Origin of the sequence: Mycobacterium pinniadriaticum (genome assembly GCF_026242045.1) — a bacterium.
Lineage (GTDB): Bacteria > Actinomycetota > Actinomycetes > Mycobacteriales > Mycobacteriaceae > Mycobacterium > Mycobacterium pinniadriaticum.
Map to the genome: position 1 here is coordinate 50,216 of NZ_JAPJDO010000031.1, position 19,502 is coordinate 69,717.

Annotated in this window: 22 protein-coding genes; 18 read left to right on the forward strand and 4 right to left on the reverse strand. The window is 66.3% G+C overall.

Annotated elements, in window-relative coordinates; all coding sequences use genetic code 11:
- Positions 1-4: 4 nt before the first annotated feature.
- Positions 5-673: an RsiV family protein gene (locus tag ORI27_RS25295; RefSeq protein ID WP_265999819.1), complete on the reverse strand. Its 669-nt coding sequence runs from the start codon at positions 671-673 to the stop codon at positions 5-7.
- Between the two features lie 166 nt (positions 674-839).
- Positions 840-1,277 (reverse strand): MarR family winged helix-turn-helix transcriptional regulator, encoded by a 438-nt coding sequence (locus ORI27_RS25300; protein ID WP_265999820.1) that lies wholly within the window; start codon positions 1,275-1,277, stop codon positions 840-842.
- A 62-nt stretch (positions 1,278-1,339) separates the two neighbouring features.
- On the opposite strand from ORI27_RS25300, the gene ORI27_RS25305 reads away from it, so the two are divergent.
- On the forward strand, positions 1,340-1,948 hold the full coding sequence (locus tag ORI27_RS25305) for a maleylpyruvate isomerase family mycothiol-dependent enzyme (RefSeq protein ID WP_265999821.1): 609 nt from the start codon (positions 1,340-1,342) through the stop codon (positions 1,946-1,948).
- Positions 1,949-1,951: 3 nt separating this feature from the next.
- Here ORI27_RS25305 and ORI27_RS25310 read toward each other — a convergent pair whose 3' ends face one another.
- A complete protein-coding gene (locus ORI27_RS25310; protein WP_265999822.1) occupies positions 1,952-2,578 on the reverse strand; it encodes a TetR/AcrR family transcriptional regulator in 627 nt (208 codons plus the stop codon).
- A 185-nt stretch (positions 2,579-2,763) separates the two neighbouring features.
- On the opposite strand from ORI27_RS25310, the gene fadD1 reads away from it, so the two are divergent.
- The 16 genes from fadD1 to ORI27_RS25390 all read left to right on the forward strand — a co-directional run bounded on the left by fadD1 (position 2,764) and on the right by ORI27_RS25390 (position 17,371).
- Positions 2,764-4,347, forward strand: coding sequence for a fatty-acid--CoA ligase FadD1 (gene fadD1 / locus ORI27_RS25315; protein ID WP_265999824.1), 1,584 nt, complete (start codon positions 2,764-2,766; stop codon positions 4,345-4,347).
- Between the two features lie 139 nt (positions 4,348-4,486).
- Complete coding sequence (gene rpmE / locus ORI27_RS25320) at positions 4,487-4,717, forward strand: 50S ribosomal protein L31 (protein WP_265999825.1); 231 nt, start codon at positions 4,487-4,489, stop codon at positions 4,715-4,717.
- Positions 4,718-4,808: 91 nt separating this feature from the next.
- On the forward strand, positions 4,809-5,876 hold the full coding sequence (gene prfA / locus ORI27_RS25325; protein WP_265999826.1) for a peptide chain release factor 1: 1,068 nt from the start codon (positions 4,809-4,811) through the stop codon (positions 5,874-5,876).
- The gene (gene prmC / locus ORI27_RS25330; RefSeq protein WP_265999827.1) at positions 5,873-6,811 is read left to right on the forward strand and encodes a peptide chain release factor N(5)-glutamine methyltransferase; all 939 of its coding nucleotides are present in this window, start codon (positions 5,873-5,875) and stop codon (positions 6,809-6,811) included. The genes prfA and prmC overlap by 4 nt, the downstream gene beginning before the upstream one ends.
- On the forward strand, positions 6,808-7,461 hold the full coding sequence (locus tag ORI27_RS25335) for an L-threonylcarbamoyladenylate synthase (protein WP_265999828.1): 654 nt from the start codon (positions 6,808-6,810) through the stop codon (positions 7,459-7,461). The genes prmC and ORI27_RS25335 overlap by 4 nt, the downstream gene beginning before the upstream one ends.
- 33 nt (positions 7,462-7,494) lie before the next feature.
- Positions 7,495-8,703, forward strand: coding sequence for a glycosyltransferase family 4 protein (locus ORI27_RS25340; RefSeq protein ID WP_265999829.1), 1,209 nt, complete (start codon positions 7,495-7,497; stop codon positions 8,701-8,703).
- A gap of 236 nt (positions 8,704-8,939) precedes the next feature.
- Positions 8,940-9,428: an ATP synthase subunit I gene (locus tag ORI27_RS25345; protein WP_265999831.1), complete on the forward strand. Its 489-nt coding sequence runs from the start codon at positions 8,940-8,942 to the stop codon at positions 9,426-9,428.
- A 7-nt stretch (positions 9,429-9,435) separates the two neighbouring features.
- Positions 9,436-10,191, forward strand: a complete 756-nt coding sequence (gene atpB / locus ORI27_RS25350) for a F0F1 ATP synthase subunit A (protein WP_265999833.1) — start codon at positions 9,436-9,438, stop codon at positions 10,189-10,191.
- Between the two features lie 71 nt (positions 10,192-10,262).
- Entirely contained in the window at positions 10,263-10,514 is a 252-nt protein-coding gene (locus tag ORI27_RS25355; RefSeq protein WP_005148260.1) for a F0F1 ATP synthase subunit C, read from the forward strand.
- Positions 10,515-10,519: 5 nt separating this feature from the next.
- Positions 10,520-11,032, forward strand: a complete 513-nt coding sequence (locus ORI27_RS25360) for a F0F1 ATP synthase subunit B (protein ID WP_265999834.1) — start codon at positions 10,520-10,522, stop codon at positions 11,030-11,032.
- A gap of 3 nt (positions 11,033-11,035) precedes the next feature.
- On the forward strand, positions 11,036-12,367 hold the full coding sequence (locus tag ORI27_RS25365; RefSeq protein ID WP_265999835.1) for a F0F1 ATP synthase subunit B/delta: 1,332 nt from the start codon (positions 11,036-11,038) through the stop codon (positions 12,365-12,367).
- Between the two features lie 59 nt (positions 12,368-12,426).
- Positions 12,427-14,076, forward strand: a complete 1,650-nt coding sequence (atpA, locus tag ORI27_RS25370; RefSeq protein ID WP_265999836.1) for a F0F1 ATP synthase subunit alpha — start codon at positions 12,427-12,429, stop codon at positions 14,074-14,076.
- 8 nt (positions 14,077-14,084) lie between these two features.
- Positions 14,085-15,011, forward strand: coding sequence for a F0F1 ATP synthase subunit gamma (locus tag ORI27_RS25375; protein ID WP_265999837.1), 927 nt, complete (start codon positions 14,085-14,087; stop codon positions 15,009-15,011).
- A 35-nt stretch (positions 15,012-15,046) separates the two neighbouring features.
- The gene (gene atpD, locus ORI27_RS25380) at positions 15,047-16,477 is read left to right on the forward strand and encodes a F0F1 ATP synthase subunit beta (protein ID WP_265999838.1); all 1,431 of its coding nucleotides are present in this window, start codon (positions 15,047-15,049) and stop codon (positions 16,475-16,477) included.
- 67 nt (positions 16,478-16,544) lie between these two features.
- Positions 16,545-16,910 carry a F0F1 ATP synthase subunit epsilon gene (locus ORI27_RS25385; RefSeq protein ID WP_265999839.1) on the forward strand — a complete coding sequence of 122 codons (366 nt, stop codon included), beginning with the start codon at positions 16,545-16,547 and terminating at the stop codon, positions 16,908-16,910.
- Between the two features lie 17 nt (positions 16,911-16,927).
- Positions 16,928-17,371, forward strand: a complete 444-nt coding sequence (locus ORI27_RS25390; protein ID WP_265999840.1) for a DUF2550 domain-containing protein — start codon at positions 16,928-16,930, stop codon at positions 17,369-17,371.
- 1 nt (position 17,372) lies between these two features.
- Here ORI27_RS25390 and ORI27_RS25395 read toward each other — a convergent pair whose 3' ends face one another.
- Positions 17,373-17,966, reverse strand: a complete 594-nt coding sequence (locus ORI27_RS25395) for a cob(I)yrinic acid a,c-diamide adenosyltransferase (protein WP_265999841.1) — start codon at positions 17,964-17,966, stop codon at positions 17,373-17,375.
- A 62-nt stretch (positions 17,967-18,028) separates the two neighbouring features.
- Between ORI27_RS25395 and murA the strand changes: the two genes are divergently transcribed.
- A complete protein-coding gene (gene murA / locus ORI27_RS25400) occupies positions 18,029-19,279 on the forward strand; it encodes a UDP-N-acetylglucosamine 1-carboxyvinyltransferase (RefSeq protein ID WP_265999842.1) in 1,251 nt (416 codons plus the stop codon).
- Positions 19,280-19,502: the final 223 nt, after the last annotated feature.

Sequence of the window (19,502 nt, forward strand, 5' to 3'; positions counted from 1 at the left end):
TCGTCTAGCTCTGGCGCAGCGCGTCCATCCCGGGGGCCAGCAGGCCGTCCAGGGCCGACCATGGCACCGTGATCGTCGGTGTCCCGTGGAAGAATTGGTAATCGGCGAAATGGATCTCCAGGCCATCGGGTGTGGGGATCCAATTGGCGAAGTTCTCCTCCGTGGGCGCATTGCCCGGCTCATCGGCCATCGGAGTCGGCCCGACCCCGGTCACCGCGGGTAGCAGAGCCTTCGTCTCCTCCGAGAGCCGGTTCAAACCGGCCTGCTTGTCGGTGAACAGTTCGCCGAGCGTGATGGGTTTGGCCGACCGGGAGTCGATCACCACCGTGCTGACATAGCTGGTGGGATGTGCCGACGGCACATGCACGTAGAGCCCGCTGATCAGCTCCGACACCGATACGCCGCCGAAATAGATCTGCGGCTGGGTTTCAAACGTCCACGTGCCGTCCGGGTCGGCATCGCGCTTGACCGGCTCGAGCTGGCCCTCCGCCGACGCGTGTACCGCGTTGTTGAACGCCCCCGCGACTTGTGGATCTCCGCCGGTGATGGTGTCGACGACGAGTGTCCACCGACCCATGCCGTCCGTGGTGGCATCCCCGGCGGTCGAGCGGGTGACCGAATACTTCTGCTTGTTGGAGACCCCGCTGGTCGGCTCCGCCGTCGTCGGTGACACGGTTTCACTCCCAGACGAGGTCGCGGCGTTTGTGGTGGATTCCGTGGTTTCTGGTGCCGTTGTCGTGGCGCCACAGGCGGTGAGCCCGATAGTCAAAGCCGCGACCAGGACCGCCCCCCGGAGGCTACGTGTGCCCATGTCCGGCATTCTGTCAGGCGGGTGGCCCTCAGTGATACGGATCGGTGATTTCCCGCAGATCCACCAACGCCGCACGCAGTTCGTGATAACGCTTGGCGCCCAGATGTTTTCGCCACTGATGCTCGATCTTGGCGACCTCGGCCGCGGTCGCTTGGCACAAGGTGAGCCCCTTGTCGGTGAGGATGACCAGCCGCGCACGGGCATCCGCCGGATCGGCCACGCGGCGAACATAGCCCGAGCCTTCGAGCTGATCGACAAGTGCGCCCGCGGTCTGCTTGGTGACACCGGCCTGATCGGCGAGATCGGTCACGCGAATGCCGTTGGGATGCATGCGTTGTAGCAGCCGCGCCTGGGCCAGGGTGAGGTCATCGTTGCCGCCGGCCGTCACCGCGGCCATCACCTGGGCCTCAGCGGCCCGATGGGCGATGAACATCAGCGTCGGTGTCGTGGGCACGTCGTCGGCCATCCGTTGACTTTAGTACGGCAGACTGTCTATTTTAGTCAGTAATCCTGACTAAAGGGCGGACTATGGACTCTGATGAGATTTGGCGCAACATCGATGAGCAGCGCGGCGAGCTGGCCGACGTGCTCGCGACGCTCACCCCGGATCAGTGGACCAGCGCCTCGCTGTGCGACGGGTGGCAGGTGCGCCACGTGGCCGCGCACCTCACGCAATCTCAGATGAGTCCGGCGCGGGTTGTGCTGGAGGCGCTGAAATCTGGCTTTCGCTTCGACCCGATGATTCGCCGTCTGGCGCTGGAGGACACCCGGCCGCAGCCCGATATCGTCACCGCGATGCGCGACATGGTCGGCAGTCGCCGACGCATCATCGGCACCAGCCCGCTGGATCCGCTCACCGACATGCTCGTCCACGGCCAGGACATCACTGTGCCCTTGGGCATCGACCGCCCACCACCGGTGCCGGCCGCGGTCGCGGCGGCGAACCACTTGTGGCGCATGCGTTTTCCCATGCATCCTGCCAAGCGCGTTAAAGGAATGAGGTTGATCGCCGACGACGCCGATTTTGCGGTCGGTACCGGCTACCAGATCACGGCCCCGATCCGCGACATCCTGATGGTGCTTGCCGGCCGGCCCGCGGACATCTCCGGACAGGTTGACGCCCACCGGATCGCCTGAGCATCACTGCGCTGCGGGCGCCTCGCGAAGGCCGGGCAGCACATATCGCCGCATATAGCGCAGCACCGCGTCGTGGTCGTCGGGGTCGAGGGTTTCGCCGGGAACGGTGCCCAGGCTGATCTGCACCCGGGCCACCCACTCGGCGGCCTCGTCGAGTGCGGTGTCGGCGTGGATCTCGCCGCGATCGCGCGCCGCCTCCAGGTAGGGCTGCCAGAACCTGCCCAGATCGGGGACCAGGCCCTGTACCCCGGCGCCGGCGCAGGCCGCGAACTCCTCGGGCTCGTCACGGCGCAGTTGCATCACCAGCGCGCCGGGGGAGTCGTAGGCGCTGCGGCCCAGCCGTACCCCGACGGCCAGCTGTTCCTCAAAGGCGTCGATGGCGTCGAGCACTTCGTGCGACTCGGCCCAGAACGCGTTGTTGAGTCGCACGATGGCCGCCCCCAGCAGGGACGCCTTGTCGGGATAGTGACGATAGAGCCATCCCCGTGACACCCCCGCGGCCTCGGCCACCTCCGATACCGTCGTCGCCCGGATGCCCTTGGCGCGCAGGCACACCTCGGCGGCGTCGACCAGTCGCTCCTGGACCGATTTGGCCCCTCGCCGGCTGTCGGCGTCGGTGCTCGCAGTCACCTTGGTGGTCCTCCTCGTGTCGACGCGACAGTCCCGATGCCGACATTCTTTCAAATTCAGGTCCGCGCTGGGCTCGTCGCATAGGTAGACAGATTTGTCATTCTGTTTACTCTGCGCTTCTATTGTGACCTAAGGCACCGCGAGAACGCGGGGTGATGCGGAAGATGACGAAAGACGGGAGATCCGTGGCCGAGACCGTCCAACAGCTTCTGCGTGAGCGCCGCGAGGAAACCACCCCGGCGGTGAAGTTCGGCGAGCAGGTGTGGACCTGGCGTGAACATCTCGACGAAGCGGCCAGGCAGGCGGCGGTGCTGATCGCGACCGCCGATCCGGGACGGCCGCTGCACGTGGGCACGCTGCTGGGCAATACGCCCGCGATGCTCACCGCGATGGCCGCGGCCGGCCTCGGCGGATACGTGCTGTGCGGGGTGAACAACACCCGTCGAGGTGCGGCCCTGGCCCGCGACATCGTGAAGGCTGACTGCCAGATCCTGCTCACCGACGCCACGAACCGCGAGCTGCTCGACGGCCTCGAGCTGCCGGGAGTCCAGGTGTTCGACGTCGATTCCCCGCAGTGGTCGACCCGGTTGGCCGGAGCCGGTGACCTGACCCCGCACCGGGAAGTCACCGCTACCGACACCTTCATGCTGATCTTCACCTCCGGCACCAGCGGCGAGCCCAAGGCGGTCCAGGTCGCCCACATGATGGTGCCGTTCGCCGGTGTCGCACTGGTCGACCGGTTCGGGCTCACCGCCGACGATGTGTGCTACCTGTCGATGCCGCTGTTCCACTCCAATGCGTTGATGGCGGGCTGGGCGGTGGCGCTGAACGCGGGGGCGGCGATGGCACCGGCGACGTTCTCGGCCTCCGGGCTACTGACCGATCTACGCCGCTACGGCGCCACCTACATGAACTATGTCGGCAAGCCGCTGGCCTACGTACTGGCGACGCCCGAACGGCCCGACGATCACGACAATCCGCTGCGGGTCGCGTTCGGCAACGAGGCCACCGACCGCGACATCGCCGAGTTCGGCCGCCGCTTCGGGTGCACGGTGTGGGACGGGTTCGGCTCCACCGAGGGCGCGGTCATCATCACCCGGGAGGAGGGCTGCCCGCCCGGCTCGGTCGGGCGCGGCTATCCCGGGGTGGCGATCTACGACTCCGAGACATTGCAGGAATGCGCGACGGCCGTATTCGACGAGAGCGGTGCGCTGGCCAATCCTGACGAAGCGGTCGGGGAGATCGTCAACACTTCCGGCGGCGGCATGTTCGGCGGCTACTACAACGACGGCAGCGCCACCGACGACCGCCTGCGGCACGGCATGTACTGGTCTGGTGACCTCGGCTACCGCGATGCCGACGGCTGGATCTTCCTGGCCGGGCGCACCGCGGACTGGATGCGGGTGGACGGGGAGAACATGGCCGCCGCGCCCATCGAGCGCGTCATCCTGCGCCTGCCGCAAGTCAGCCAGGTCGCCGTATACCCGGTGCCCGACGAGCACGTGGGCGATCAGGTGATGGCGGCGATCGTGCTCGTCGATGGTGCCGAACTCACCGCGGCCGAACTCGCCGAATTCCTCGCCGAGCAGTCCGATCTGTCGCCCAAGGCGTGGCCGCGGTACGTCTGGATCGCCGACGAACTGCCGGCCACGGCCACCAACAAGGTGCTCAAGCGCGAACTCGTCGCCGCCGGTACCCACCCCGGAACGGGTGTGGTGTGGACGCGTGCGGCCCGGGCCAGGACCTACGCCGTCAGTTCCGCGGAATAGCGTCCGGCGGCGACGCGTTTGGGCAGGTGACGGTCAACCTGGCATACTGGATCGTCGACCACCTCAGGTACCGGTTCACGCTCGATTACCAGGCACAGCAGTACGGGCGACCCGGCGACCACCGAATGCAGAGGACACCATGAAAACAGGGATTCATCCCGCCTACGCCGAGACCACCGTGGTCTGTGGCTGTGGCAACTCCTTCACCACTCGCAGCACCAAGGACGGCGGCCACATCACCGTCGAGGTGTGCTCGCAGTGCCACCCGTTCTACACCGGCAAGCAGAAGATCCTCGACAGCGGCGGCCGTGTGGCTCGCTTCGAGAAGCGCTACGGCAAGCGCAACACTGCCGGTTCAGCCGACAAGTAGCTGCCTCACCGACGCCCGCTCTGCTGCTGTGTGCGCAGGCCGGGCGTCGGTTTGCGTTCGGGGCAGGCACAGCTGAGAGGAGGAGAGGCCAATGACGCACGCGACGGTTGAAGCGGTGCTGACCGAACACGCGGACCTCGAACGTCAGCTGTCCGATCCCGCGCTGCACAACGACGCGGGCAATGCCCGCCGGGTGGGCCGTCGGTTCGCACAGCTGGCGCCGATCGTGACGGCCTATCGCCGGTTGGAGACCGCGCGAGGAGACCTTGAGGCCGCGCGCGAGCTGGCCGCCGAGGACGCGTCCTTCGCCGCCGAGGTGCCTGACCTGGAAACCAAGGTCGCCGACCTCGACGCGCACCTGACCGACCTCTTGGCGCCGCGTGATCCGCACGACGCCGACGACATCGTCCTCGAGGTGAAATCCGGTGAGGGCGGAGAAGAGTCGGCGCTGTTCGCCGCCGATCTCGCCCGCATGTACATGCGCTATGCCGAGCGCCACGGCTGGACGGTCACCATGCTCGACGAGACGTGGTCCGACCTGGGCGGCTACAAGGACGCCACGATGATCATCGCCAGCAAGGGCGACTCCGCCGACGGCGTGTGGTCGCGGATGAAGTTCGAAGGCGGGGTGCACCGCGTCCAACGCGTACCGGTCACCGAGTCTCAGGGCCGCGTGCACACATCGGCCGCCGGTGTCCTCGTCTACCCCGAACCCGAAGACGTCGAAGCCGTCCAGATCGACGAGTCTGATCTGCGCATCGACGTCTACCGGTCGTCTGGCAAGGGTGGCCAGGGCGTCAACACCACCGACTCGGCGGTCCGCATCACGCACCTGCCCACCGGCATCGTGGTGACGTGTCAGAACGAGCGCTCGCAGCTGCAGAACAAGGCGCGCGCGATGATCGTGCTCGCGGCGCGCCTGCAGGCATTGGCCGAAGAACAGGCTTCAGCCGACGCGTCGGCCGATCGGGCCAGCCAGATCCGCACGGTCGACCGTAGCGAGCGGATCCGCACCTATAACTTCCCCGAGAACCGGATCGCCGATCACCGGATCAACTTCAAGGCGCACAACCTCGACCAGGTGCTCGACGGTGAGCTCGACCCGCTGCTGGATGCCCTGGCCGAGGCCGACAAGCAGTCCCGGCTGCAACAGGCATGACCGGCCGGCCGCGGCTGCGTGAGGCCATCGATGTGGCTACTACTGCCCTCGCCGGGGCCGGTATCGACTCGGCCCGTACCGATGCCGAACTGCTGGCCGCTCACCTCGCCGGTGTCGACCGTGGCCGGCTGGCGGCGATCGACGAGCCCGATGCCGACTTCTTCACCCGCTACGACGAGTTGATCGGCTCCCGCGCGCTCCGGATCCCGCTGCAGCACCTCACCGGCTCTGCGGCGTTCGGCCCGCTGGACCTGCTGGTCGGGCCGGGCGTGTTCATCCCGCGGCCGGAGACCGAGGCGCTGCTGGAATGGGCGCTGGCGCAACGGCTGCCCGAAGACCCGGTGATTGTGGACCTGTGCACCGGATCCGGTGCGCTGGCCGTCGCCCTGGCCACCCACTGGCCCCTCGCGCGGGTGATCGCGATCGACGACGACCCCACTGCGTTGGACTACGCGCGCCACAACGCCGAATCGACGACCGTCGAAGTGGTGCGGGCCGACGTCACCGCGCCCGGACTGCTCACTGAACTGAGCGGTAGCGTCGACCTCGTGGTAGCTAATCCGCCGTACATCCCTACCGGGGCAGAGTTGGAACCCGAAGTGGCCGAGCACGACCCGGCGCACGCGCTGTTCGGCGGCGCCGACGGGATGGCCGTCATCGCGCCGATCGCGCGGCTGGCCGCGGGCTGGCTGCGGCCCGGCGGCCTGCTCGCCGTCGAGCACGATGACACCACCTCGCGTCAGACCATTGAAACCATCTGCGGTACAGGGTGTTTCGCTACTATCACCCCGCATTGCGATCTCGCGGGACGGCCGCGGTTCGTGACGGCCTGCCGGACGACGGGAGGTTCGGCGAGGCTGGCCGGAGTTGGCGCGCCAGCGCCGGCGGAGGCCAGGGGAAGCCGGGGCCGACCCAACCCAAAGGAGCCGGCGTGACCCAGGTGTTCGACTGCTCCGACGCCAGCCGTCGCACCGAGGCGATCACCGCGGCCGCCGCCGCGGTGAAGAGCGGCCGCTTGGTCGTGATGCCTACCGACACCGTGTACGGCATCGGTGCGGACGCCTTCGACAGCGAGGCCGTTACGGCGCTGCTGGCCGCCAAAGGGCGCGGCCGCGACATGCCGGTCGGTGTGCTGGTCGGCTCCTGGCACACCATCGAGGGCCTGGTGTATTCGGTGCCGCACAGCGCCCGCGAACTGATTCGCGCCTTCTGGCCCGGGGCGCTGAGCCTGGTTGTGCAACAGGCGCCCTCGCTGCAGTGGGACCTCGGTGATGCGCGAGGGACGGTCATGTTGCGGATGCCGTTGCACCCGGTGGCGATCGAACTGCTGCGCGAGGTCGGCCCGATGGCGGTGTCCAGCGCCAATCTCTCCGGCCGCCCGGCGGCCACCACGTCCGAGGAGGCTCAGCGTCAGCTGGCCGATCTGGTTGCGGTGTATCTGGATGCCGGGCCGTCCCAGGAACAGGCCGCGTCGACGATCGTCGACCTGACCGGCGCCACCCCACGGCTGCTGCGCGAGGGCCCGATCAGCGCCGCGGCGATCGCTGAGGTTCTCGGCACCGACATCGCCTCGCTGACCGCCTGATCGGTCACAGGCTCGTGCAGTACGGTCTTCGCAATGGCCAGCGGATCTGAGCTCCTCGCCCAGGCGGGTTACACGCTTGCGCTGGCTGACCGCGGCGCCGGTGTTCCGTTGCGCGAGTTGGCTCTTGTCGGCCTGACCGCCGCGATCATCACCTACTTCGCGACGGGCTGGGTGCGGGTGCTGGCCACCCGGTTGGGTGCGGTGGCCTATCCGCGCGAGCGGGACGTGCACATCAAACCGACCCCGCGGATGGGCGGGCTGGCGATGTACCTGGGGGTGGTCGTCGCCGTCTTTCTGGCTTCCCAGCTGCCCGCACTCACCCGCGGCTTCATCTACTCCTCGGGCATGCCCGCGGTCGTGGTTGCCGGTGGGCTGATCATGGGGATCGGATTGATCGACGACCGCTGGGGGCTGGATGCGCTGACCAAGTTCGCCGGTCAGATCACCGCAGCCAGCGTGCTGGTCACCATGGGCGTGGCATGGAGCGTGCTGTACATCCCGATCGGCGGGGTCGGCACCATCGTTCTCGACCAGGTGTCGTCGATCCTGCTGACCCTGGCGCTGACGGTCTCGATCGTCAACGCGATGAACTTCGTCGACGGCCTCGACGGACTGGCGGCCGGACTCGGGCTGATCACCGCGCTCGCCATCTGCATCTTCTCGGTCGGCTTGCTGCGCGATCACGGCGGCGACGTGCTGTTCTACCCGCCCGCGGTGATCTCGGTGGTCTTGGCGGGCGCCTGTCTGGGTTTCCTCCCGCACAACTTCTACCGGGCCAAGATTTTCATGGGCGATTCCGGTTCGATGCTCGTCGGCTTGATGCTGGCGGCCGCCTCCACGACCGCCGCGGGCCCGATCTCGCAGAGCGCCTACGGTGCCCGCGACGTCTTCGCCCTACTCTCACCGTTCCTGCTGGTGGTGGCGGTGATGCTGGTGCCGGCGCTGGACACCTTGTTGGCGATCGTGCGCCGCACCCGTGCCGGGCGCAGTCCACTGAGCCCCGACAAGATGCATCTGCACCACCGACTACTGCAGATCGGGCACTCCCATCGCCGCGCGGTGCTGCTGATCTACCTGTGGGTGGGCATCATCGCCTTCGGCGCGGCCGCCACCATCTTCTTCGATCCGCGCTATACCGGAGCGGTCATGCTGGCGGCGATCATGGTCGCCTTGGTGGTCACCTTGATCCCGTTGTTGCGGCGGGGCGGCGATGATTACGAGGGACTTTACGACAGCAAGTAGTAGACGTGTTTTCTGCCGTCTACCATGTGGTACGGTGCTGGCAGAACCCGAAGAAACCTCGCGGGTTGCCGGCCCGGCCCATCGGAGTCACGACCGATCGGCGCCGATTTACGACCGACAAAGGGAGCTGCCCCTTGGGTGATTCCAGCGCGCCTGTCGCCCTCCGATACGCTCGGCGGGCCGGGACGCAGAAATCGCTCGACCGGCTCTCGAGAACGCAAGATTGAGGTGAACCTGTGACGACGCCAGCGCAAGATGCGCCGTTGGTGTTTCCGTCCGTTGCCTTCCGGCCCGTTCGGCTTCTTGCGATCTGCTGCGCGCTGACAGCGATCGCCGTGGTGCTGGCCGGGGTGGCCGGGTACCTCATGGTCGGCGTGTTCTTCGGCATCGGCCTGGCGCTGGGCCTGCTCAACGCGGTTCTGGTGCAGCGGTCGGTGGAGTCCATCACCGCCGAGGACCACCCGCTCAAGCGCAAGATGGCGCTGAACTCCGCGACCCGGTTATTGGTGATCACCGTCGTCGGGCTGACGATCGCGTTCATCTTCCGCCCGCTCGGTCTCGGTGTGCTTTTCGGCCTCGCGTTGTTCCAAGTTCTGCTGGTTTTGAGTACAGCGTTGCCGGTGTGGAAGAAGATTCGCGCCGGTAGCGAAGACAGTGACGCCGCGGCTGACATCACGACACCTCCCGGGGCTGCCGGCTCCGCAGACGAAGCACCGAAGGATTGAACGCACGATGAGTGAACGAATCCTCGCCGAGGCCGCCATCGAGGTCGGCCACCACGACACCGCCCATTGGCTGGGCATGACGGTCAACGTCGACACCATCTTGGCGACGGCGATCGCCGCCGTGATCGTCATCGCGCTGGCCTTCGTGCTGCGCGCCAAGGTCACCTCGACCGGTGTGCCCAGCGGCGTCCAGCTGTTCTGGGAGACGCTCACCATTCAGATGCGCGGCCAGATCGAATCCGCGATCGGTATGAAGATCGCTCCCTTCGTGCTGCCGCTGGCGGTGGCGCTGTTCGTCTTCATCCTGATCGCCAACTGGATCTCGGTCCTGCCCGTCCAGTACGGCACCGCAGAGGGTGGCACGCACGAGCTGCTCAAGCCACCAGCCGCAGACATCAACTTCGTGCTGGCGCTCGCGCTGTTCGTGTTCCTCTGCTACCACGCGGCCGGCATCTGGCGTCGCGGTGTGATCGGCCATCCGGTCAAGCTGCTGAAGGGTCATGTGACGTTCCTGGCCCCGATCAACCTCGTCGAGGAGTTGGCCAAGCCGATCTCGCTGTCGCTCCGACTTTTCGGCAACATCTTCGCCGGCGGCATCATGGTGGCGTTGATCGCCTTGTTCCCCTGGTACATCCAGTGGGCGCCCAACGCGATCTGGAAGACGTTCGACTTGTTCGTCGGCCTGATCCAGGCGTTCATCTTCGCGCTGTTGACAATTCTCTACTTCAGCCAGTCCATGGAACTGGATGAGGAGCACCACTAAAAGACGTGTTCGACCCCCGAACCACCCACACCCCTGGTAGGAGTCCTACCAGCAATCAAGGAGGATAAGGAATGGCAGACCCCACCATCGTCGCCGGCGCCCTGATCGGCGGCGGGCTCATCTTGGGCGGCGGCGCAATCGGCGCCGGTATCGGTGACGGCATCGCCGGTAACGCCCTGATTTCCGGCATCGCCCGGCAGCCCGAGGCGCAGGGCCGGCTGTTCACCCCGTTCTTCATCACCGTTGGTCTGGTGGAGGCGGCGTACTTCATCAACCTGGCGTTCATGGCCTTGTTCGTGTTCGCCACGCCTGGCGCCTCCTAGTCCGCATGGGGGAGCACAGCGTCACCCTGTTGGCGGCCGAGGAAGGTGGCACCCAGAACTTCCTCGTCCCCAACGGCACCTTCTTCTTCGTACTGGCCATCTTCTTGATCGTGCTGGGCGTGATCGGCAAGTTTGTCGTGCCGCCGATCCAGAAGGTGCTCGGTGAGCGCGAGAAGATGGTCGCCAAGACCACCGAGGACAATCGCAAGGCCAACGAGTTCGAGGCCGCTGCCGACTCCGATTATCGGAAAGAGATGGCTGCGGCCCGTAGCGAGGCATCGGGGATCCGTGACGAGGCCCGGGCGGAGGGTCGCAAGATCCTCGATGAGCACAAGGGCCGCGCCAACGAGGCGGCGGCCGCGACGCTGCAGCAGGCGGCCGATGAGCTCAAGCTGCAGAGCGATGCCATCGCGGCCGACCTGAGGTCGTCGGTGGCGTCACTGTCGGCGACGCTGGCCAGCCGAGTCCTTGGTGTCGAGGTCTCCAGCGAGTCGGCGACAACGGCGCCGGGACGGTAGGACATGTCAACCTTCATCGGACAGCTCATCGGCTTTCTGGTCATCGTGGCGATCATCTGGCGGTATGTGGTGCCGCCGATCAAGCGCATGATGGCCAGCCAGCAGGACGCCGTGCGCACACAGATCGACGACAGCGCCAAAGCCGCCAAGCGGCTCGCCGACGCAGACAAGCACCATGCCGCTCGGGTCGCCGAAGCCAAGGTCGAGGCCAAGCACATCGTCGAAGAGTCCCGCGTCGATGCCGAACGCATCGTCGAACAGCTGCGCGCACAGGCCGATGTCGAGGTGGAGCGGATCAAAATCCAAGGCGGGCAACACGTTCAACTGCTGCGCGCCCAGCTGATCCGGGAACTTCGTCAGCATCTCGGCAGCGAGTCGGTGCGCCGTGCAGGCGAACTGGTACGGGCACACGTGGCCGATCCGCGGTCGCAGGCTGCCACTGTCGACCGGTTCCTGGACGAACTGGATTCGATGGCGCCGACGGCCTTCACCCCCGAGACGGGTTCGGATCTGCGGTCGGCCAGCCGCGAGGCCCAGGCCGCGGTGGTGGAGAAGTTCGACGCGGTGTCCTCGGGTCTCTCGGGCGATGCCCTGTCCGGCCTGTCCGATGACCTCGCCGCGGTCGCCGGGCTGCTGATCGGCGAGCCGATCCTGGCCCGCCATCTGGCCGAGGCCTCTGGCGAGGCCGAGGCCAAGAAACGACTTGTCCACCGACTGCTGGACGGCAAGGTTTCGGGCAACAGTTTGGATCTGCTCGAGACGGCGGTATCGGTGCGCTGGTCACGGACGGAAGATCTCGTCGACGTCATCGAGCACGTCGCCCGGCTGGCCCTGCTGGTTCGCGCCGAGCGCGACAACCAGGCCGACGCGGTGGAAGAGCAGCTCTTCCGTTTCACCCGCATCCTCGACGAACAGCCTCGACTGACCTCCCTGCTGGGCGACTACACCGCGCCCGCCGATGGTCGGGTCGGGTTGCTGCGCAAGGTTCTCGCCGACGGCAGCGGGGCGAACGCGACAGCAATTGCCCTGCTGGCCCAGACCGTCACCCTCTTGCGGGGTGAGCCAGCCGACGAAGCGGTGCTGGCGCTGGCACAGCTCGCCGTCGCCCGCCGTGGTGAGATCGTCGCCCACGTGGGTGCGGCCGCTGATCTCAGCCAGGAGCAGCGCACCCGACTGGCCCAGGTTCTGACCCGGATCTACAACCACCCTGTTTCGGTGCAGCTGAACGTGGATCCCTCGCTGCTGGGCGGCCTTTCGGTCGCTGTCGGCGACGAGGTGATAGACGGGACGCTGTCGTCACGGCTGGCCGCAGCTGTGACCCGGCTACCTGATTAGCCGACCGACTAGCCCCACGAACCCCAAGACCCAAAACTAAGGCAGGAAGACGAAAAGTCATGGCAGAGTTGACAATCTCGGCTGACGACATCCAGGGCGCCGTCCAGGAGTACATCTCGAGCTTCGAGGCGGACACCGGGCGCGAGGAGATCGGCACCGTCATCGACGCCGGCGACGGCATCGCCCACGTCGAGGGTCTGCCCTCGGTGATGACCCAGGAGTTGCTGGAGTTCCCCGGCGGCGTGCTCGGCGTTGCGCTGAACCTCGATGAGCACAGCGTGGGCGCGGTCATCCTGGGTGAGTTCGAGAAGATCGAAGAGGGTCAGCAGGTCAAGCGAACCGGCGAGGTGCTCTCGGTGCCCGTCGGCGACGCCTTCCTGGGCCGGGTCATCAACCCGCTGGGCCAGCCGATCGATGGCCAAGGTGACATCGAGGCCGAAACCCGCCGCGAGCTCGAACTGCAAGCCCCGTCGGTGGTGCAGCGCCAGGGCGTCAGCGAGCCGCTGCAGACCGGTATCAAAGCCATCGACGCGATGACGCCGATCGGTCGCGGCCAGCGCCAGCTGATCATCGGCGACCGCAAGACCGGCAAGACCGCCGTCTGCGTCGACACCATCCTCAACCAGCGGGAAGCCTGGGAGACCGGCGATCCCAACCAGCAGGTGCGCTGCGTCTACGTCGCGATCGGCCAGAAGGGCACCACGATCGCCTCAGTGAAGCGGGCTCTTGAAGAGGGTGGCGCGATGGAGTACACCACCATCGTCGCGGCCCCGGCTTCCGACGCCGCAGGCTTCAAATGGCTTGCACCCTATACCGGTTCGGCCATCGGCCAGCACTGGATGTACAACGGCAAGCATGTGCTGATCGTGTTCGACGATCTCTCCAAGCAGGCCGACGCCTACCGCGCGATCTCGCTGCTGCTGCGCCGTCCGCCTGGCCGCGAAGCCTTCCCCGGCGACGTGTTCTATCTGCATTCTCGTCTTCTGGAGCGTTGCGCCAAGCTGTCCGATGAGCTCGGTGGCGGCTCGATGACCGGTCTGCCGATCATCGAGACCAAGGCCAACGACATCTCGGCGTTCATCCCGACCAACGTCATCTCCATCACCGACGGCCAGTGCTTCCTGGAGTCCGACCTGTTCAACCAGGGCGTGCGCCCAGCCGTGAACGTCGGTGTGTCGGTGTCCCGCGTCGGTGGCGCCGCCCAGATCAAGGCGATGAAGGAAGTGGCCGGAAGTCTCCGCCTGGATTTGTCGCAGTACCGCGAGCTGGAGGCCTTCGCGGCCTTCGCCTCAGACTTGGACGCCGCGTCGAAGGCTCAGCTGGATCGCGGTGTTCGGCTGGTCGAGCTGCTCAAGCAGGCCCAGTACAGCCCGATGGCAGTCGAGAATCAGGTCGTCGCGATCTTCCTCGGCACCCAGGGTCACCTGGATTCGGTTCCAGTCGAGGATGTCGCGCGCTTCGAGTCCGAGTTCCTGGAGCACGTCAAGGCCAGCCACGCCGACATCCTCACCGGCATCAAGGAATCCAAGAAGCTCTCCGAGGAGGCCGAGGAGAAGCTCGTTTCGGTGATCAACGACTTCAAGAGGGGCTTCGCCGCCAGTGACGGCAGCTCGGTGGTCGTTGGCGACGAGCACACCGAGGCACTGGACCCCGAGGACCTGGAGAAGGAATCCGTCAAGGTCCGTAAGCCGGCTCCGAAGAAGAACTAGGGAAGGCCATGGCAGCCACACTTCGCGAGCTACGCGGACGCATCCGCTCCGCCTCGTCGATCAAGAAGATCACGAAGGCCCAGGAGTTGATCGCCACGTCGCGGATCGCCAAGGCGCAGGCCCGGGTCGAGGCGGCCCGGCCGTACGCCACCGAGATCACCAACATGCTCACAGAGTTGGCGGGAGCCAGTGCGCTGGATCACCCGCTGCTCGTCGCGCGGGAGAGCCCCAAGCGGGCCGGTGTGCTGGTGGTGTCGTCGGATCGCGGCCTGTGCGGCGGCTACAACGCGAACGTCTTGCGCCGCGCCGAGGAGCTGTTCGCGCTGCTGCGGGACGAGGGTAAGAACCCGGTGCTGTACGTCGTAGGGCGAAAAGCGCTGGGCTACTACAGTTTCCGTCAGCGTGCCGTCACCGAATCGTGGACCGGCTTCTCCGAGCGGCCCAGCTATGAGGACGCCAAGGCTATCGCCGACACCCTGGTGACCGCGTTCATGGCCGGTGCGGACGACAGCGGTGACGACCCGGGCGCCGACGGCATCCTCGGTGTCGACGAACTGCACATTGTGTCGACCGAGTTCAGGTCGATGCTCTCCCAGACGGCTGCAGCCCTGCGGATCGCGCCGATGGTCGTCGAGTACGTCGGCGAGGCAGACGCCGGACCGCACACCTTGTTCTCATTCGAGCCCAATGCCGAGGAACTGTTCGCCTCGTTGCTGCCGCGCTACATCGCAACCCGGGTGTACGCAGCGCTTCTCGAGGCGGCGGCATCGGAATCGGCGTCGCGTCGTCGTGCCATGAAGTCGGCGACCGACAACGCCGACGATCTGATCAAGGCGCTCACGCTGGCGGCAAACCGCGAGCGTCAGGCCCAGATCACCCAGGAAATCAGCGAAATCGTCGGCGGCGCCAATGCACTGGCCGACGCCAGACAATAGAAGCCACATCGAGAGCTAGAGAAGCGAAGAGAAATATGACTGCTGCCGTAGAGACCAAGACCGCCGGGCGTGTTGTCCGCATCACCGGACCGGTGGTGGACGTCGAGTTCCCGCGTGGCTCGGTGCCCGCGCTGTTCAACGCATTGCACGCCGAGATCACCTTCGGTGCGCTGGCCAAGACCCTGACGCTGGAGGTTGCCCAGCATCTGGGCGACAACCTGGTCCGCTGCATCTCCATGCAGCCGACCGATGGTCTGGTCCGGGGCGTCGAGGTGTCCGATACCGGTGCCTCGATCTCGGTGCCGGTCGGCGACGGTGTGAAGGGCCACGTGTTCAACGCCCTCGGTGACTGCCTCGACGATCCCGGGTACGGCAAGGACTTCGAGCACTGGTCGATCCACCGCAAGCCCCCGGCCTTCGCTGACCTGGAACCCCGCACCGAGATGCTGGAGACGGGCCTGAAGGTCGTCGACCTGCTGACCCCTTACGTGCGCGGCGGCAAGGTCGCCCTGTTCGGTGGCGCCGGCGTGGGAAAGACGGTGCTCATCCAGGAGATGATCAACCGCATCGCCCGCAACTTCGGCGGCACCTCGGTGTTCGCCGGTGTCGGTGAGCGCACTCGTGAGGGCAACGACCTGTGGGTCGAGCTCGCCGACGCCAACGTCCTCAAGGACACCGCACTGGTGTTCGGTCAGATGGACGAGCCGCCGGGCACCCGTATGCGCGTTGCCTTGTCGGCGCTGACCATGGCCGAATACTTCCGCGACGAGCAGGGCCAGGACGTGCTGCTGTTCATCGACAACATCTTCCGGTTCACCCAGGCCGGCTCCGAGGTGTCGACCCTGCTGGGTCGCATGCCGTCGGCCGTCGGTTACCAACCGACCCTGGCCGACGAGATGGGCGAACTGCAGGAGCGCATCACCTCGACGCGCGGCCGCTCGATCACCTCGATGCAGGCCGTGTACGTGCCCGCCGACGACTACACCGACCCGGCTCCGGCCACCACGTTCGCGCACCTGGACGCCACCACCGAGCTTTCCCGTGCGGTGTTCTCCAAGGGCATCTTCCCGGCGGTGGATCCGCTGGCGTCGAGCTCGACGATCCTGCACCCGAGCGTGGTCGGCGACGAGCACTACCGTGTTGCGCAGGAAGTCATCCGGATCCTGCAGCGCTACAAGGACCTTCAGGACATCATCGCGATCCTCGGCATCGACGAGCTTTCCGAAGAAGACAAGGTCCTGGTGTACCGGGCCCGTAAGATCGAGCGCTTCCTGAGCCAGAACATGATGGCGGCCGAGCAGTTCACCGGCCAGCCCGGTTCGACCGTGCCGCTCAAGGAGACCATCGAAGCCTTTGACAAGCTGGCCAAGGGCGAGTTCGACCACCTGCCCGAGCAGGCGTTCTTCCTGATCGGTGGCCTCGACGACCTGGCGAAGAAGGCCGAGAGCCTCGGCGCCAAGCTGTAGGTTTCCCGCTTCTGGCGCGATGAGCGCTTGCGCGAAGTGCATTCAACAAGACGAAAGGTGATGTGAGATGGCCGAATTGGACGTCGACATCGTCGCCGTCGAGCGCAAGATCTGGTCGGGCAAGGCGACCTTCGTCTTCACCCGCACCACCTCTGGCGAGATCGGCATCCTGCCCCGCCACATCCCGCTGGTCGCACAGCTCGTGGACGACGCGATGGTGCGGGTCGAACGTGACGGCGAGGACGATCTGCGCATCGCCGTGGACGGTGGTTACCTATCGGTGACCGAGGAGGGCGTGACAATCCTCGCGGAGTCGGCGGAGTTCGAGTCCGAGATCGACGCGGAGTCGGCGAAGGAAGACGCCGCATCGGATGACCCGGAGACCGCTGCGCGGGGACGGGCGCGCCTGCGTGCCCTAGGCCAGCTCGACTAGCCGCAGGCCAGCGACCGATGAGCGCGCCGATGATCTTCATGGTCGCGCTGGTCAGTGTGCTGATGCTGGCCGTGGCCGCGCTCAGCTACCGGTTGTGGAAGCTGCGACAGGGCGGCACCGCCGCGATCCTGCGTGACATTCCCGCCGTCGGTGGTCATGGCTGGCGGCACGGCGTCGTCCGTTACCGCGGCGATGAGGCCAGGTATTACCGGTTGTCGAGTCTGCGCTGGTGGCCAGATCGTCGGCTGAGCCGCCGGGGGCTGGAGGTCATTTCCCGGCGGGCTCCTCGCGGCGACGAGTTCGACATCATGACCGACGAGATCGTCGTGCTCGAGTTGCACGACACCACCGCCGACCGGTGGCGCGGATACGAGATGGCGCTGGACCGCGGGGCGTTGACGGCCTTCCTGTCCTGGGTCGAGTCCAGTCCGTCACCGAGGGCGCGGCGCCGGACGGGCTGAGCTACTTCTTGTCGGGCCCTTCGGCCGTCGCGCCGCCGGGCCGCCACAGCACGTCACCGTCTGGATTGGCCACCCGCGACAGGATGAACAGCAGGTCCGAGAGCCGGTTGAGGTAACGGGCCGGCAGGGGGCTGACGGTCTCGGGGTAGGCCTTCACCGCGACCCATGCGGAGCGCTCGGCGCGCCGAGTCACGGTCCGGGCGACGTGTAGCAGGGCTGACAGCGCGGTGCCACCGGGCAGGATGAACGAGTTCAGGGCCGGCAGGTCTTCGTTGTAGCGGTCGCACCACGCCTCGAGCCGCTCGACATACGGTGCGGTGATGCGCAGCGGCGGGTACTCCGGATTCTCGGCCATCGGGGTGGACAGGTCCGCGCCGGCGTCGAACAGGTCGTTTTGGATCTGCAGCAGGACCCTGCGCAGTTCGTCGCCGGGTTCACCCAGGGCAACGGCGACTCCGATGGCGGCGTTGGCCTCATCGCAGTCGGCATAGGCGACCAGCCGCGGGTCGTTCTTGTCGACCCGTGAGAAATCACTCAGTCCCGATGTGCCGTCGTCGCCGGTACGGGTATATATGCGGGTCAGATGCACTGCCATGGTTGAAACGGTACCGGCCCAGTGAACCGGCACGGGGCGCTGGCTCTACTAAACTATCCGCCGTGAGCGAGCGTTTCGTGGTGACCGGTGGCAACCGGTTGTCGGGCGAAGTTGCCGTGGGGGGCGCCAAGAACAGCGTTCTGAAGCTGATGGCCGCCAGCCTGCTCGCCGAGGGCACCACGACGATCACCAACTGCCCCGACATTCTCGACGTGCCGTTGATGGCCGAGGTGCTGCGCGGCCTCGGAGCCAACGTGGAGCTCGACGGTTCTACCGTGCGGATCACATCGCCTGAGGAACCCAAGTACGAAGCCGACTTCGCCGCGGTGCGCCAGTTTCGGGCGTCGGTGTGCGTCCTGGGTCCGCTGGTCGGGCGATGCAAGCGCGCCCGCGTCGCGCTTCCCGGCGGCGACGCGATCGGTTCGCGGCCGCTCGACATGCATCAGGCTGGCCTGCGCCAGCTCGGCGCCGACTGCACGATCGAACACGGCTGCGTGGTGGCCACCGCTGAAAAGCTGCACGGCGCCGAGATCCAGCTCGAATTTCCCTCGGTGGGTGCGACCGAGAACATCTTGATGGCCGCTGTCGTCGCCGACGGTGTCACGACGATCCACAATGCAGCACGAGAGCCCGATGTCGTCGACCTCTGCGAGATGCTCAACCAGATGGGCGCTCAGATCGAGGGCGCCGGAACGTCGACGCTGACAATCACCGGCGTCCCGAAGCTACATCCGACCGAGCACCGGGTGATCGGCGACCGGATAGTGGCGGCGACGTGGGGCATTGCCGCCGCGATGACCCGTGGTGACATCTCCGTCACCGGCGTCGATCCGGCTCATCTGCAGCTGGTGTTGCACAAGCTGCACGACGCAGGCGCCACCGTCACCCAGCACGACAACGGGTTTCGGGTGGTCCAGTACGAGCGTCCGAAGGCGGGCAATGTGGCGACATTGCCGTTTCCCGGATTTCCGACCGACCTGCAGCCGATGGCCATAGCGCTGGCGTCGATTGCCGACGGGACGTCGATGATCACCGAGAATGTCTTCGAGGCGAGGTTCCGATTCGTCGAGGAGATGATCCGTCTCGGTGCCGATGCCAGGACCGACGGGCACCACGCGGTGGTGCGGGGCATTCCGCAGCTGTCGAGCGCGCCGGTGTGGTGCTCGGATATCCGGGCAGGCGCCGGGTTGGTACTGGCCGGGCTGGTTGCCGACGGGGAGACCGAGGTGCACGACGTCTTCCACATCGACCGGGGCTATCCGCTGTTCGTGGAGAATCTGGTGCGACTTGGAGCTGAGATAGAACGCGTGTAGTGTAGGCGGTCGGCCAGCCGCGCCGAGCCCGGAAACGGGAAGGCAGCGGCAGTTGACGCCGCTAAAGACTTCTAGTAAGCTGGCAGGGTTGCCTGCTGGCGGGTGTCAGCCGGGTGTGTTGTTTGAGAACTCAATAGTGTGTTTGGTGGTTTTTGTTTGTTGTTGTTTTTTGCCATGCTCTGATACCCCCGTGTTGGGGTGTGGTTTTTTGATGCCAGTTTTT

Coding starts and splice junctions, on each gene's coding strand:
- ORI27_RS25385 (WP_265999839.1), top strand. CDS start 16,545: ATGGCCGAATTGGACGTCGACATCGTCGCCGTCGAGCGCAAGATCTGG.
- atpD (WP_265999838.1), top strand. CDS start 15,047: ATGACTGCTGCCGTAGAGACCAAGACCGCCGGGCGTGTTGTCCGCATC.
- ORI27_RS25365 (WP_265999835.1), top strand. CDS start 11,036: ATGTCAACCTTCATCGGACAGCTCATCGGCTTTCTGGTCATCGTGGCG.
- prfA (WP_265999826.1), top strand. CDS start 4,809: ATGACGCACGCGACGGTTGAAGCGGTGCTGACCGAACACGCGGACCTC.
- ORI27_RS25395 (WP_265999841.1), bottom strand. CDS start 17,966: ATGGCAGTGCATCTGACCCGCATATATACCCGTACCGGCGACGACGGC.
- atpB (WP_265999833.1), top strand. CDS start 9,436: ATGAGTGAACGAATCCTCGCCGAGGCCGCCATCGAGGTCGGCCACCAC.
- prmC (WP_265999827.1), top strand. CDS start 5,873: ATGACCGGCCGGCCGCGGCTGCGTGAGGCCATCGATGTGGCTACTACT.
- rpmE (WP_265999825.1), top strand. CDS start 4,487: ATGAAAACAGGGATTCATCCCGCCTACGCCGAGACCACCGTGGTCTGT.
- ORI27_RS25360 (WP_265999834.1), top strand. CDS start 10,520: ATGGGGGAGCACAGCGTCACCCTGTTGGCGGCCGAGGAAGGTGGCACC.
- ORI27_RS25340 (WP_265999829.1), top strand. CDS start 7,495: ATGGCCAGCGGATCTGAGCTCCTCGCCCAGGCGGGTTACACGCTTGCG.
- ORI27_RS25305 (WP_265999821.1), top strand. CDS start 1,340: ATGGACTCTGATGAGATTTGGCGCAACATCGATGAGCAGCGCGGCGAG.
- ORI27_RS25300 (WP_265999820.1), bottom strand. CDS start 1,277: ATGGCCGACGACGTGCCCACGACACCGACGCTGATGTTCATCGCCCAT.
- ORI27_RS25390 (WP_265999840.1), top strand. CDS start 16,928: ATGAGCGCGCCGATGATCTTCATGGTCGCGCTGGTCAGTGTGCTGATG.
- ORI27_RS25355 (WP_005148260.1), top strand. CDS start 10,263: ATGGCAGACCCCACCATCGTCGCCGGCGCCCTGATCGGCGGCGGGCTC.
- atpA (WP_265999836.1), top strand. CDS start 12,427: ATGGCAGAGTTGACAATCTCGGCTGACGACATCCAGGGCGCCGTCCAG.
- ORI27_RS25375 (WP_265999837.1), top strand. CDS start 14,085: ATGGCAGCCACACTTCGCGAGCTACGCGGACGCATCCGCTCCGCCTCG.